Origin of the sequence: Agrobacterium sp. (genome assembly GCF_032092815.1) — a bacterium.
Classification (GTDB): domain Bacteria; phylum Pseudomonadota; class Alphaproteobacteria; order Rhizobiales; family Rhizobiaceae; genus Agrobacterium.
This window is the reverse complement of the sequence record NZ_DAMDBP010000010.1, coordinates 144,723-158,418: the sequence shown is the minus strand read 5'-3', so window position 1 is coordinate 158,418 and position 13,696 is coordinate 144,723. Positions and strand designations below refer to the sequence as shown.

Below are 13,696 nucleotides of genomic sequence, written 5' to 3'. Positions count from 1 at the left end.
GAATCTGACAGCTGAAGACAGCGATCCTTATCGATTGTCCCATCTGAAAGAGAGAGCCGCGCCCAAACTGGCCAATGGGGCTCATTACCGCCACAATACAGCACCCACTCGAACTCGCTCCGTGATCAAACCCAATTGTTCCAAGCAGGCTCATACGCTTAGTAAACGCTTGCAGTTGTGCAGCCTTCTGTGCTGATGGGTTGGTTGCCGGAGTGGTGAGTTTGTGCCTCATGACCATGCAGTTGCCGTGTAGGGGAAGTTGCAAGGGTGCGTGTCTACAGCGACGTTTTGACCGCGCAAAATCGGCTTGGAGTTAGTTACGAGGAGAGTGGACGATTTCACGTTGATATGTTGGAGAGTGGCTAAAACCAAGGCTGGGACTGGTAGGTCGTCAGTGTGATACTAGACATAGTCCAGCATGGAAATTGCTGTTTATTTGAAATCGGCAAAGAGTTTAATGCAGAAGGAAATGAACGCGTACAGCCAGACACGCGATAACAAATACACAGCGTTAGCGATTGTCGGCTTTATGCGTATATATTTGATTTTTTGAAAGAAAGCGTTGGCTGGGGAACCTGGATTCGAACCAAGATTAACGGAGTCAGAGTCCGTCGTTCTACCGTTGAACTATTCCCCAACGCTTGCGAAGTGGCTGTACCGCTTTGCTAGGGCGTCATATAAATGATTTGTCTCCGGATGCAAGTCGAAAATGCATTTTCCGGCACAGGAAATTTGTTTGTTTTAAATTTGGCCCAGCATGCCGTGTCGATGTGGCAAAAGCAGGCAGGTTTCATTGCCGGTATTGGTGAGAATGTGCCGCATGCCGTTGAAACATCAGTTTTTGTGACGCGATCCGAATGCTGAATAGGGATTATTGCAAAGTGAGTTGAGCAGTTTTTACTTAATGGGTCTGCATTACCATTTTGGCCGAATTAATGCGCAAATTGGCAGAGCTTTTGGCGCTATTTGCCAATAATTATTGTTCATCCTGCCATTCAAACATGGTCTGATCGCTTTACCAGAATTTTAGAGGAGTAAAGGCCATGGAATGCAGACTGATCGGTGCGCCATTGCAGATCGGTGCAGGGCAATTGGGCTGTGAAATGGGGCCTAGTGCTCTGAGAATTGCGGGCCTCAAGCCGGCTCTCGAAGCGCTCGGTCATACGGTCACCGATATTGGCAACGTAGCGCCCAAAGCCTTTGCCGACATTCCTCATCCAAATTCAGCTGTTCATCACCTTGGCGAAACTGTTGCCTGGACTGAAGCGCTTGCCGAGGCTGCCTATCATGAGAGTGGTCTGGGCATGCCAATCTTCATGGGTGGTGACCACGCGATTTCTGCCGGCACGGTTGCTGGGCTATCGAAGCGTGCCGCTGAAAAAGGTCGTCCGCTTTTCGTTCTGTGGCTTGATGCGCACACCGACTATCACAGCCTTGAAACGACTCGCAGCGGCAATCTGCATGGTGTTCCTGTGGCCTATTACAGCGGGCGTGATAGTTTTGCAGGCTATTTTCCACCGCTTGAACATCCTGTGGATCCAAACCGTATCTGCATGATCGGTATTCGCAGCGTCGACCCCGCTGAAAGCAATGCATTGAAGGGATCGGGTATCACCGTCAATGATATGCGCATGATCGACGAGCATGGCGTCGGCGTATTGCTGCGAGAGTTTTTGGCCAAGGTTGAGGCGGAGAATGGTCTGCTGCATGTCAGCCTCGATGTGGATTTCCTTGAGCCGGCGATCGCGCCAGCGGTTGGCACAACAGTTCCAGGCGGCGCAACGTTCCGTGAAGCCCATCTCGTCATGGAGATGTTGCATGACAGCGGGCTGGTTTCGAGCCTTGATCTGGTCGAGCTCAATCCGTTTTTGGATGAAAGAGGACGCACAGCGTTCCTGATGGTGGATCTTGCCGCCAGCCTGATGGGCAAGCGTGTGATGGATCGCCCGAACCGGGCCGGCTGATTGCGGGAGGAGAGAATTATGACAATTGTACCCAATCTGAATATCGTTCCATTCGTCAGCGTCGATCACATGATGAAACTGGTCTTGAAGATCGGCATCGACACCTTCCTGCGTGAGCTTGCCGATGTGGTTGAAGAGGATTTTCTGCGCTGGGAAAGTTTTGACAAAACACCGCGTATTGCCTCGCACTCCACCGATGGTGTCATCGAATTGATGCCGACCAGCGATGGCACGCTTTACGGCTTCAAATACGTCAATGGTCATCCGAAGAACACCAGGGAAGGCCGCCAGACCGTGACGGCATTCGGCGTATTGTCGGATGTCGGCAATGGTTATCCGATGTTGCTGACCGAAATGACGATCCTGACGGCGCTGCGCACGGCTGCAACATCGGCTGTCGCAGCAAAACATCTTGCCCGCAAGAATGCCCGCACCATGGCGATTATCGGCAATGGCGCGCAGAGCGAGTTTCAGGCCCGTGCCTTCAAGGCAATCCTTGGAGTTGATCAGCTGCGCCTTTACGACATCGATCTTTCGGCCAGCGAAAAATGCCGACGTAATCTCGCAGGGCAGGGCTTTGACATCGTTATTTGCCAGTCAGCACAGGACGCTGTGGAAGGGGTTGATATCATCACCACGGTCACGGCAGACAAACAATATGCCACGATCCTGAGCGACAACATGGTCGGCCCGGGTGTCCACATCAATGCGGTTGGTGGTGACTGCCCTGGCAAAACAGAGCTGCACAAGGACATTCTTCTGCGGTCGGATATATTCGTTGAATATCCACCACAGACCCGTATCGAGGGCGAAATCCAGCAACTGCCGGAAGACTATCCGGTGAAAGAACTGTGGCAGGTGATGACTGGAGCAATAGAGGGCAGAACAAGTGATCGGCAGATCACGCTCTTCGACAGCGTCGGTTTTGCAACGGAAGATTTTTCTGCTCTGCGTTATGTGCGCGGCAAGCTGCATGATACCGGCCTGTTTGCAGAACTTGACCTGTTGGCCGACCCGGACGATCCGCGTGATTTGTTCGGTATGCTGCTGCGCTGTGAGGCTTCCATGGCGTAAAATGCCCTGTTATCTGTTTAGGCCGCCTGCTGGCCAGATTGAGACGCATGACGTTATTCTGTCGAATTTCGTCATAGTTTCATTTGAATTTCATTGTCTTCGGTGCTGTAAGCTGTTCCGATAAGGCGATATTTCCTTTGGGGAGACAGACTTGCAGCAGGAAGTAATACACGACCTCTTCATTATTGGCGGCGGCATTAACGGTTGCGGTATCGCTCGCGATGCGGCTGGTCGTGGTTACTCGGTTGGCCTTGCCGAAATGAGCGATTTTGCTGCGGGTACGTCGTCGGGTGCTACAAAACTCATTCATGGCGGTCTGCGTTACCTCGAACATTACGAGTTTCGCCTGGTACGTGAATCGCTGATGGAGCGTGAAGTGTTGTGGGCCATGGCGCCGCACATCATCAAGCCGATGCGGTTTGTATTGCCCTACCACAAGGGTGGTGTGCGCCCGGCCTGGCTTATTCGTCTTGGCCTGTTCCTCTACGATCACTTGGGTGGTCGCAAGTTGTTGCCCGCCACCAAATCGCTGGATATGCGCCGCGACGTGGCGGGCAAACCACTCAAGCCGATCTTCGATAAGGCGTTTGAATATTCCGACGGCTGGGTGGATGATGCCCGGCTGGTGGTGCTGAATGCGCGGGACGCAGCGGATCGTGGCGCGCGCATCATGAACCGTACGCGGGTTTCTGCGGCGCGGCGTGAAGGTAAACTCTGGTCTCTGACCTTGACCGATACCGTTAGCGGTCAGACGACGACGGTCAAAACACGCATGCTGATCAATGCCGCAGGACCGTGGGTCGATGACGTTCTGGGTCAGGCAATGGGTCGCAATGGCGTACACAATGTGCGTCTTGTGCAAGGCAGCCATATCATCGTGAAAAAGAAGTTTGACGATCCCAGGGCTTATTTTTTCCAGAACCCGGACAATCGCATCATCTTTGCCATTCCCTATGAGAATGACTTTACGCTGATCGGCACGACCGATCGGGATTACAAGGCTGATCCGAAGGATGTGAAGATCAGCGATGAAGAGGTACAGTATCTTTGCAATGCCGCCAGCGAGTATTTTGCGGAAGCCGTATGCCCGCAAGATATCGTCTGGACTTATTCCGCTGTTCGCCCACTTTATGACGATGGCGCTTCAAAAGCGCAGGAAGCCACCCGTGATTACGTCCTGAAGCTGGATGGATCATCTGACGAGGCGCCGCTTCTCAATGTGTTTGGCGGCAAGCTCACCACCTATCGTCGTCTGGCAGAACACGCGATGGAAATCATTGGCAAGGCGCTGGTCGTCAAAGGCGCACCATGGACGGCACAGAGCCGCCTGCCGGGCGGCGACTTCGGTGTGACAGCGTATGAGAGTGAAGTCAAAAAGCTATCCGCAGCCTATCCATTTCTGGAGGCGGCTTTTGCACGACGTCTTGTCCGTCTGTATGGCACCAATGCCGCAAAGCTGCTCGGCTCGGCATCACACATTGCCGATCTTGGCCAGCACTTTGGAGCGGATCTATATGCCAGAGAAGTCGACTGGCTGATGGCGCAGGAATGGGCCAACCACGCGGTTGACGTCGTCTGGCGCCGTACCAAGACCGGCCTGCACTTGACAGCACAACAAATCGACGCTCTTGAGACCTACATGGTCGCGGCTGCGCATAATCCCGTAACCTGACGTGGGTCTGCTTATCCGTTATCTGTATGGCGCTTCTTGCGTGCCACCATGTGTTCGCGCCAGATCGTGAAGATCCCGGCTGCAACAACGACAACCGCTCCGATGATCATATTGCTGCTCAGGCTTTCTCCAAACAACGTCACGCCGATGATGGAGACGAGTACAAGCTGGTAATAGGAGAAGGGCTGTACCGAGGCTGCATCGGCCAGTTCAAAGGCTTTGATGAGCAGATAGTGGCCACTCATGCCGGTGGCACACAATGCAAGCATCCAGACAATGTCATGCGGCGCAAAGGGAACCCAGTAAAAAGGGCCAACAAAGGTCAGCGCGACGGCGCCAGCAACCCCGGTGTAAAAGAAGCTCGTCATGGCACTATCGGTACGGCTGGCCAGTCGTGTCAAAACGCCATAAAGCCCAAGCAAAAATGCGGCAAGGAAGGTGACGATGAGCATGGGATCAAACCCATCACCTTCCGGCTTGAGAATGATCAGAACACCGATAAAACCAACAAGAATAGCCGACCAGCGACGCCAGCCAACACGCTCTCCCAGAATGGGAACAGACAGTGCTGCCACCATCAGAGGGGTTGATGCGAGAATGGAATGAGAATGCGCCAAACCGACAATGGCGAAGGATGTGATCGACAGGGAAATCTGCAACGCAAGGATCACGCCACGGCTGATTTGTAGCCCCAGCCGGTTTGCAGCCATTGTCGCTCGCAACCCCTCCCGGGAGCGCACGGCCAAAAAAATCGCAAACAGGGCAAAAGCCCAGTAACGGATCATGGTGACAAAAACCGGCGGGTAGTGCGTGCCAAGATATTTTGAAATACCGTCCTGAACCGCAAAGATGCTGAACGCAATCAGCGCGTAGAGGAGGCCGGTGGTCTTGGCTTGCATTGAAAGCTCATATCTTGGTTCTGGCCACGCCGTTTAGGGCGCGCGCCAAATGCATATAGAAGGCGGGAAGTCGGCACATAAGAACTTATTCTTTATTGTCTGACAACCTGATTTTTCGAATTGCAGGCATGCAAAACTGCATTTTGTTTTGAGAAAACCAAAATCAGGCAAAAAAGATGCGTTTCAACCCTTACGGATGTGAAAACGATGGCTGTTTTCCAGCGCGGTACTTTCAAGCAGTGCGTGCCCATCTTCATTGCAAAGATGGGGAATATCGATCACCGCGAGAGGATCATTCGTCTCAACGATAAGTTCGGCCCCGGATTGTCTTTTGGCAAGCAGCTTGCGGGCACGCAAAACCGGCAATGGGCAGCGCAGCCCACGCAGATCAAGCACTTCCGGACTGCCGGTGGTCATTCCGTTGCCCAAAGCTTCCAGAATGGCTTTTTCTTTTCCGGCTCTGGTGCTTGCTGTGGCGCAAAGGCGAGCGGGTTCATCGATGGCACGGGAACCGACGCTGTTGTCATGCCGGCGGCCGGCTGCGTCGTGTTCGACGCGATAGCGGTCTGCCCTGCTGTCACCGGCGCCTGCTGTTGAGGTGCTACGGGGCGGGAGGTGGTTGCCGTCGTTGTCGGGCTTTGTGGTGTCAGCACAGGTGTGATGTTGTTTTTCTTGTCCATGAGGGCGGCAAATTCTGCCTCCTTCATCAGTTTACCGGCCTTGAGCGCCGATCCGGTTGGTGCATAGGCGGCTTCCCTGCCCTTACGCTTGTCGGCCACCAGCGCCTTGCGCTCGGCTTCGCTCGGGTCATACCAAGCCATGCCATTATATTTCTTCGAAGCCTTGTCGTAGGCGAGATCATAGGTCTTGCCGTAGCTGCTCAGTGCGCTTGCCAGTGCCGGTGGTGTGCTCATGGCCGGGCATTGTGCCGATGCGTTAAACGAACCGCCTTCTGTCTGCTGGTTGAAGACATATTTCTTCTCGCAGACATTCACTTCCGGCGGGCGTTTGGTGACCTCGAAGTTGTCGTAACCGACCTTCAGCATTTTCCAGAATTCGAGGTGCTCGCTGTGGCGATGGCGCACCATGTTCTCTGCTGTCATGCGGAAGGGAAATGCCTGAAGCTGTATGGTTTTCTGTCCGCCCGTAAATGCATCACGGGCGAAGGCATAGATCTCCAGAACCTGTGCATCGGTCATTGAATAACAACCGGATGAGGAGCAGGCGCCATGGATCATCAGATTGGTGCCAGTGCGGCCATTGGCTTGATCATAACGGTTTGGAAAGCCGGTGTTGATGGCCAGGTAATAGCTGGAATTCGGGTTCATGTGACCAGGCGTCAGGTTATAAAAACCTTCAGGCGCCTGCCGGTCGCCTTCCTTGACCTTGGGGCCAAGTTTCCCGGACCATGCGCAGATCTGATATTCGGCAATCTTGTCGAAACGGTTGTCACGTTTCGCTTTCCAGATTTCGAGCGCGCCTTCTTCCTTGAAAATACGGATCATGATCGGCGCATTGCGCTCCATGCCCAATTTCTGCATCTCAGCAAGTCTGGCGGGGGAAAGCGGGTGGCCGACCTTGTTCTTGATGTGAGAAACATCCGCTTCGACAGTGTCGAGCGTATCATTGCAACTGGTCAAAGCGAAGGTTGTGCACGCCAGAAGAGCAAGATGTATCAAACGCATGAAGATTGATCCGAAAAAACATGACGCCGTCGGCGCGATCCCGTCAACAGCATGTCATCTAAAATACAGCGTTAACCGTTTACATGTTCTTAACTGATCGGCAATCCACCCCGGTGGGCTCCGTCGCACACATGTCTGTGATCAGAATATGGCCTAAACTAGGCCATATTCGGTCGCATGGAGCAGATAATCAGAGATTTCTACCAATATCGAGGAATTTCTGACGACGTTCCGCACGAATCTGATTGGCAGAATGCGTCGACAATTCCGACAGGGCCTTGTTGATGACGTCACCTGTTGCGGTGATGACCTTGGCCGGATCGCGATGTGCGCCACCAATTGGCTCAGGAATGACGCCGTCGATAACACCGAGAGATTTCAAATCTTCTGAGGTAATCTTCATGTTGGTGGCCGCTTCCTTCGCCCGCGCGGAATCGCGCCAGAGAATGGATGCTGCACCTTCAGGAGAAATCACCGAGTAGATTGCGTGTTCGAGCATGTAGACGCGGTTGCCGGTTGCAATGGCAATTGCGCCGCCCGAGCCACCTTCGCCGATCACGACGGAAACGATTGGCACTTTCACGTTGAGGCACATTTCGGTTGAACGGGCGATGGCTTCCGCCTGCCCGCGTTCTTCCGCGCCAACGCCTGGATAGGCGCCTGCGGTATCGATCAACGTGATGACCGGCAGCGAGAAGCGATCAGCGAGTTCCAGAATACGGATAGCCTTGCGGTAACCTTCTGGACGAGGGCTGCCGAAATTGTGCTTGAGGCGCGACTTGGTGTCGTTGCCCTTTTCTTGGCCGATGATGGCAACCGGCTGTCCATTGAAGCGGCCAAGGCCTGCCTGAATGGCGGCATCTTCCGAGAACTTGCGGTCGCCTGCCAATGGTGTGAAGTCGGTAAACAGCGCATTGGCATAATCCACGAAGTGCGGACGCTGCGGGTGGCGTGCTACCTGCGTCTTCTGCCAGGGGTTCAGCTTGGAATAGATGTCCTGCATCGCATCCTGAACACGGCTTTCCAGACGGGTGATCTCCTCCGAGGTGTCTATGCTCTCGTCCTCGGTGGCGAGCTTTTTCAGCTCTATGATCTTGCCTTCAAGGTCAGAGATTGGTTTTTCGAAGTCGAGGTAGTTGTGCATGAGATCCGTTTCCGATCGTTTTGCCCAAGGTTTATCCGGTCCTTACCGGCGGTTCCGCAGGCTCTAATCGTGTTTTTTGCCCTGTTTGGCAAGGGGGTGATGTGTTTGTACCAGCTCTTGCAGGCGTTCTTCCAGTACATGTGTATAGATTTGTGTCGTTGCAATGTCTGAATGACCCAACAATTCCTGCACGGCACGCAGATCAGCGCCATTTTGCAAAAGATGGCTGGCAAAGGCGTGTCGCATGACGTGTGGCGATATTGCAGACGGGTTTATACCGGCACGAATGGCGATATCCTTGAGGTCGCGGGCAAAGACCTGACGCGGCAGATGCCCGGATTTACCATAAGAAGGAAAAAGCCAGGAATTATCGTTTTTCGGGTCGCTTACCGCCCGCAAGGCACGGCCATAGGCCTGCATGGCGTCCATGGCTGTGCGTGACAACAGCACCAGCCGCTCCTTGTTGCCCTTGCCGCGGATCGATAAAAAACGCTCTTTTTGTGCCAGGGCGGTGGCGGGCAGCGACACCAGTTCGCTGACACGCATGCCTGTTGCATAGAGCAGTTCCAGCAGCACATGCATGCGAAGCCGTGAGAGATGACCGGGGCCTTCCTGTGCCGCTTCGGTCGCTGCCTGCTGCAAAAGGCGGTTCACATCTGCAACGCTCATGGTTTTGGGCAGGGGCAGCTGTTTTTTCGGTGCATCGAGAATGGTGGTCGGGTCGTCTTCGCGCAGGCCCTCGGCGTAGAGGAACTTGTAGAACTGGCGCATGCTGGACAAGTGGCGTGCCTGCGATGACACGGCAAATCCAAGCGTGGCGAGGTGGGACAGGTAGGCGGAGAGATCAGCCTGCTGTGCCTGCATCAGAGATGTGCCGTTGTCTCCGAGAAATTGCCCGAGATCTGCAAGGTCGCGCTCGTAGGATTGCAACGTATTGTCTGCGGCGCCGCGTTCGGCGCTCATCATTTCCAGAAAACTTTCAAGACGTGCACTGTCCATCTTGCTCATTGGTGTTTTCCTTCGGCGTCACTGGACTGGCGGATTGAGCCGCTCGGATGGAATGCGCACGGTAATGTCGCGGTCGCGTGGTTCAACCAGCATGACAAGTGAAACCATCGATCCGTAAATGATCCCGACAATAGCGGCGCAGATAAACAAAAAGCGGAACAGGGTTGGCATGGGCGCTCCATCAATTGTTGCTGTGCCAGATTGGGGCCAGATCGGCTTTGTCTTTTCCCATATGCGAAAGATGAAAGCAAAGAGCAAGCAAGCCTGTGTTGAAAGCCTGTCACGAATGTCGGGGCTTTCACCGGTACGATAAGGAATATCTCTTGACGCTGGCTAAACATTTGCAGATACCGGAACCGAACCGGACCAGCACATTGATGAGCGAAACTTTCACATTACCCGTTCCCACGCTTGCTGAGGAAGCACGGGCGAAGCTCGGAAGGCGCAATATCGTCTTTGTTGGTCTGATGGGCGCTGGTAAATCGGCTATTGGTCGTCTGGTGGCCCAGCAGCTTGGTATCGCTTTCATTGATACGGATGCGGAAATCGAGCGCGTGTCGCGCATGACGATCACCGATCTTTTTGCCAAATACGGCGAGAATGAATTTCGTGCACTGGAAGCACGGGTCATCCGGCGGCTTTTGCGTGGTGGTCCCAGAGTGGTGTCCACCGGCGGCGGCGCATTCATCAACGATACCACCCGCAATCACATCAAGAATGCCGGCCTGTCGCTGTGGCTGAAAGCGGATCTGGATGTGTTGTGGGAACGCGTCAACAAACGCGATCATCGCCCGCTGTTGAAAACCGAAAATCCAAAAGCCACGCTCGAAAATCTGATGATAAAGCGATACCCGATCTACGCCGAGGCTGATCTGGTGGTCGAGTCCCGCGATGTGGGCAAGGATGTCATCGTTGCCGAGGTTCTGGCTGCCGTTGCCGGACATCACCTCACCACCCCCAAGAATGGAAATGCCAAATCATGACGACCTCGACAGGATCATCGCAGGAACGGCGCGTACATGTGCCACTGGTGGGGCGGGCTTATGACATTCTCATCGGACCGGGCCTGATCACCAAGGCAGGTGGAGAAATTTCCTCGCGTCTCAAGGGGCGTCGCGCTGCCATCATTACCGATGAGCATGTTGCACCACTTTACCTCGACATGATCATGGACAGTCTGCAGACCGATGGCATCGAGGCCGTTTCGCTGACCTTGCCGGCTGGTGAAAAAACCAAAAGCTTCGAACATTATATGGCGGTCTGCGATCTCATTCTTGAGGCTCGTATTGAGAGCAATGATGCGGTCATAGCATTGGGTGGTGGCGTGATCGGCGATCTCGCCGGTTTTGCCGCAGGCACCGTGCGTCGTGGCGTGCGCTTCGTACAAATCCCGACATCATTGCTGGCGCAGGTGGATTCGTCTGTGGGTGGCAAAACCGGCATCAATACCCGCCATGGCAAAAACCTGGTCGGCGTGTTTCATCAGCCTGATCTGGTGCTGGCTGACAGCTCTGTGCTGGATACGCTCAGCAAGCGGGAATTCCGCGCCGGTTATGCAGAGGTCGTCAAATACGGCCTGATCGACAAGCCGGACTTTTTCGAATGGCTCGAGAAAAACTGGCAGGAGGTTTTTGCCGGCGGCCAGGCGCGTATCGAAGCGATCGCCACCAGCTGCCAGGCAAAATCCGATGTTGTCGTTGAAGATGAATTCGAAAATGGACGTCGCGCCCTTCTCAACCTCGGCCACACCTTTGGCCATGCGTTGGAAGCGGCAACCGAATATGACAGCAAGCGCCTTGTGCATGGCGAAGGTGTCGCCATTGGCACGGTGCTGGCGCACCAGTTCTCGTCGCGGCTCAATCTGGCAAGCCCGGATGGTGCAAAGCGGGTTGAGGCCCATTTGAAGGCTGTTGGCCTGCCGGTTTCCATGCATGAAATTCCTGGCACATTGCCACCGGTTGAAACATTGATGGCTGCCATTGCGCAGGACAAGAAGGTGAAGAGCGGCAAGCTAACCTTCATCCTGACCCATGGCATCGGCCAGTCATTTGTGGCCGATAATGTGGCGGCCTCCGAGGTGGAATCCTTCCTGAAAGAAAAACACCCCGGCTGAGGTTAAAACCGCGTCGGTTCTCCCGGCGCGGCAGCTTCAATTGCCAATGCGTGCAAACCTGCATCCAGTTCCGGTTGCAGCAGGGCATTGATTGCCCGGTGACGTTCCAGGCGGGACTTGCCGGAAAAGCTCTCCGACACTATCTGAATACGCATATGGGTTTCCCCATCCCCGGTCATTCCTGGCTGGTGGCCTGCGTGTTTACCGCTCTCATTAATGACGGCAAGGCGTTGCGGTGCGAAAGCGTCGTTCAGTTTTTTTTCGATGCGGGCCGTCAGTGACATTGTCTCAATCCATTGCAAAAGGGGCTACTTAAAAGCCAGCAACATTCCTGTTTGTCAATTCTTGTTGTGTCCCTCTGCGTACCCCATAATCAGGCTATCATGAAACTGGATTCGAAATACTTCGATCGCATTCGCACGCGCCGGAAAAAAGACACTCAGCAGGAGGTTCAGGCTCCTACGTGTCAATGGGATGGCTGTGAGCGACCTGGCGCGCACCGCGCACCCGTCGGCCGCAATGCCGAGGGGCAATTCTTCATGTTCTGTTTTGAGCATGTGAAGGAATACAACAAGGGCTACAATTATTTCTCGGGCCTGTCTGATAAGGATATTGCCCGTTATCAGAAAGAGGCGATCACCGGTCACCGCCCCACCTGGACAGTGGGCGTGAACAAGACGGCCCGTGACAGCCCTCTGCATTCCACGTTGAAATCAGGTGCTGCCAGCGCACATGCACGTATTCGCGACCCGTTTGGTTTTACCGGCCCCGGTGGCGCACGCAGTGGTGGACAGCGCTTCCAGCAGAACCGCAAGCTGAAAACACTGGAAAGCAAGGCCTTTGATACGCTCGGTCTGGCGGCCAGTGCAACACAGGATGAAATCAAGCGTCGCTACAAGGAGCTTGTCAAAAAGCACCATCCTGATGCTAATGGTGGCGATCGCGGTTCGGAAGAACGTTTTCGGGCTGTTATTCAAGCGTATCAATTGTTAAAGCAGTCTGGTTTCTGTTAGGGTCTGCGAACCTTAAACCCGCTTTATAATTGCCTGATGATATGTGGCTGGGTGGCTACTACCCGCCTTGGAGACGTGATGAGCAAAATTGATCTTGATATTTCCAACCTGCCCGACACAACCGTTTCAGTTCGGGAAGTTTTTGGGATCGACACCGATCTGGTCGTTCCGGCCTACAGCCAGGGCGATGCCTATGTGCCTGACCTCGATCCGGACTACCTTTTTGACCGCGATACGACGCTGGCAATTCTTGCGGGTTTTGCTCACAACCGCCGCGTCATGGTGTCCGGTTTCCACGGCACAGGTAAGTCCACCCACATCGAGCAGGTTGCTGCGCGCCTGAACTGGCCTTGCGTACGCGTCAACCTCGACAGCCATGTCAGCCGTATCGATCTCGTCGGCAAGGATGCTATTGTTCTGAAAGACGGCAAGCAGGTCACGGAATTCAAGGACGGCATTTTGCCCTGGGCTTACCAGCACAATGTCGCACTGGTTTTCGATGAATATGACGCTGGTCGCCCTGACGTGATGTTCGTTATCCAGCGCGTTCTGGAATCGTCGGGCCGCCTGACACTGCTCGACCAGAGCCGCGTTATCCGTCCTCACCCTGCATTCCGCATTTTCGCAACCGCCAACACGGTTGGTCTTGGTGATACGACTGGTCTCTACCACGGCACGCAGCAGATCAACCAGGCGCAGATGGACCGCTGGTCTGTCGTGACGACCCTCAACTACCTGCCGCACGACAAGGAAGTTGATATCGTTGTTGCCAAGGTGAAGAAGCTGAACACCGCACAGGGACGCGAAATCGCTTCCAAGATGGTGCGTCTGGCCGATCTGACACGTTCGTCCTTCATCAATGGCGACCTTTCGACCGTCATGAGCCCGCGTACCGTCATCACCTGGGCAGAAAATGCTGAAATCTTCGGCGATGTCGCCTTTGCGTTCCGCGTCACCTTCCTCAACAAGTGCGACGAACTCGAGCGCACGCTGGTTGCTGAACTTTATCAGCGCGCCTTTGGCGTGGAACTGAAGGAAAGCGCGGCAAACATCGTTCTCTCCGCTTAATATCCTGCCCCGACAAGGGGCAGATCAACTGTCGGACTTATCAAGGGATGAGAGTT

At 54.3% G+C, this 13,696-nt stretch carries 15 protein-coding genes and 1 tRNA gene; 8 read left to right on the top strand and 8 right to left on the bottom strand.

Translation table 11 applies throughout. The features are described 5' to 3' along the window. Nucleotides 1-563: 563 nt before the first annotated feature. Nucleotides 564-637: transfer RNA gene (locus RT613_RS08565), tRNA-Gln, on the bottom strand. Nucleotides 638-696: 59 nt separating this feature from the next. Here RT613_RS08565 and RT613_RS08560 point away from each other — a divergent pair. From RT613_RS08560 to glpD, 4 genes are all read left to right on the top strand, one after another. Next, nucleotides 697-864, top strand: a complete 168-nt coding sequence (locus tag RT613_RS08560) for a hypothetical protein (protein WP_313614548.1) — start codon at nucleotides 697-699, stop codon at nucleotides 862-864. A gap of 179 nt (nucleotides 865-1,043) precedes the next feature. Then, on the top strand, nucleotides 1,044-1,964 hold the full coding sequence (rocF, locus tag RT613_RS08555; RefSeq protein ID WP_313614546.1) for an arginase: 921 nt from the start codon (nucleotides 1,044-1,046) through the stop codon (nucleotides 1,962-1,964). An 18-nt stretch (nucleotides 1,965-1,982) separates the two neighbouring features. Further along, a complete protein-coding gene (locus tag RT613_RS08550; protein ID WP_313614544.1) occupies nucleotides 1,983-3,038 on the top strand; it encodes an ornithine cyclodeaminase in 1,056 nt (351 codons plus the stop codon). Between the two features lie 151 nt (nucleotides 3,039-3,189). Next, a complete protein-coding gene (gene glpD / locus RT613_RS08545; RefSeq protein ID WP_313614542.1) occupies nucleotides 3,190-4,710 on the top strand; it encodes a glycerol-3-phosphate dehydrogenase in 1,521 nt (506 codons plus the stop codon). 11 nt (nucleotides 4,711-4,721) lie between these two features. Here glpD and RT613_RS08540 read toward each other — a convergent pair whose 3' ends face one another. The 6 genes from RT613_RS08540 to RT613_RS08515 all read right to left on the bottom strand — a co-directional run bounded on the left by RT613_RS08540 (nucleotide 4,722) and on the right by RT613_RS08515 (nucleotide 9,617). Continuing rightward, nucleotides 4,722-5,609 (bottom strand): DMT family transporter, encoded by an 888-nt coding sequence (locus tag RT613_RS08540; RefSeq protein WP_313614540.1) that lies wholly within the window; start codon nucleotides 5,607-5,609, stop codon nucleotides 4,722-4,724. A 183-nt stretch (nucleotides 5,610-5,792) separates the two neighbouring features. Continuing rightward, entirely contained in the window at nucleotides 5,793-6,026 is a 234-nt protein-coding gene (locus tag RT613_RS08535; protein WP_313614539.1) for a sulfurtransferase TusA family protein, read from the bottom strand. Beyond that, entirely contained in the window at nucleotides 6,023-7,294 is a 1,272-nt protein-coding gene (locus RT613_RS08530) for a L,D-transpeptidase family protein (protein WP_313614537.1), read from the bottom strand. Before RT613_RS08530 ends, RT613_RS08535 begins: the two co-directional genes overlap by 4 nt. A 190-nt stretch (nucleotides 7,295-7,484) precedes the next feature. Next, nucleotides 7,485-8,438: an acetyl-CoA carboxylase carboxyltransferase subunit alpha gene (locus RT613_RS08525; protein WP_313614535.1), complete on the bottom strand. Its 954-nt coding sequence runs from the start codon at nucleotides 8,436-8,438 to the stop codon at nucleotides 7,485-7,487. Between the two features lie 63 nt (nucleotides 8,439-8,501). Beyond that, the gene (xerD, locus tag RT613_RS08520; protein ID WP_313614533.1) at nucleotides 8,502-9,446 is read right to left on the bottom strand and encodes a site-specific tyrosine recombinase XerD; all 945 of its coding nucleotides are present in this window, start codon (nucleotides 9,444-9,446) and stop codon (nucleotides 8,502-8,504) included. Nucleotides 9,447-9,464: 18 nt separating this feature from the next. After that, nucleotides 9,465-9,617 carry a hypothetical protein gene (locus RT613_RS08515; RefSeq protein WP_313614531.1) on the bottom strand — a complete coding sequence of 51 codons (153 nt, stop codon included), beginning with the start codon at nucleotides 9,615-9,617 and terminating at the stop codon, nucleotides 9,465-9,467. Between the two features lie 206 nt (nucleotides 9,618-9,823). On the opposite strand from RT613_RS08515, the gene RT613_RS08510 reads away from it, so the two are divergent. Together RT613_RS08510 and aroB are read left to right on the top strand one after the other, a co-directional pair. Beyond that, nucleotides 9,824-10,429 (top strand): shikimate kinase, encoded by a 606-nt coding sequence (locus tag RT613_RS08510; RefSeq protein ID WP_313614529.1) that lies wholly within the window; start codon nucleotides 9,824-9,826, stop codon nucleotides 10,427-10,429. Continuing rightward, nucleotides 10,426-11,559, top strand: coding sequence for a 3-dehydroquinate synthase (aroB, locus tag RT613_RS08505; RefSeq protein ID WP_313614527.1), 1,134 nt, complete (start codon nucleotides 10,426-10,428; stop codon nucleotides 11,557-11,559). The genes RT613_RS08510 and aroB overlap by 4 nt, the downstream gene beginning before the upstream one ends. Nucleotides 11,560-11,561: 2 nt before the next feature. Here the strand turns inward: aroB and RT613_RS08500 are convergent, their stop codons facing one another. Next, nucleotides 11,562-11,843, bottom strand: a complete 282-nt coding sequence (locus tag RT613_RS08500; RefSeq protein ID WP_313614525.1) for a BolA family protein — start codon at nucleotides 11,841-11,843, stop codon at nucleotides 11,562-11,564. A 99-nt stretch (nucleotides 11,844-11,942) separates the two neighbouring features. On the opposite strand from RT613_RS08500, the gene RT613_RS08495 reads away from it, so the two are divergent. Together RT613_RS08495 and cobS are read left to right on the top strand one after the other, a co-directional pair. After that, a complete protein-coding gene (locus RT613_RS08495) occupies nucleotides 11,943-12,572 on the top strand; it encodes a J domain-containing protein (protein ID WP_313614523.1) in 630 nt (209 codons plus the stop codon). A gap of 78 nt (nucleotides 12,573-12,650) precedes the next feature. Beyond that, nucleotides 12,651-13,640 carry a cobaltochelatase subunit CobS gene (gene cobS, locus RT613_RS08490; RefSeq protein WP_313614521.1) on the top strand — a complete coding sequence of 330 codons (990 nt, stop codon included), beginning with the start codon at nucleotides 12,651-12,653 and terminating at the stop codon, nucleotides 13,638-13,640. Nucleotides 13,641-13,696 lie beyond the last annotated feature (56 nt).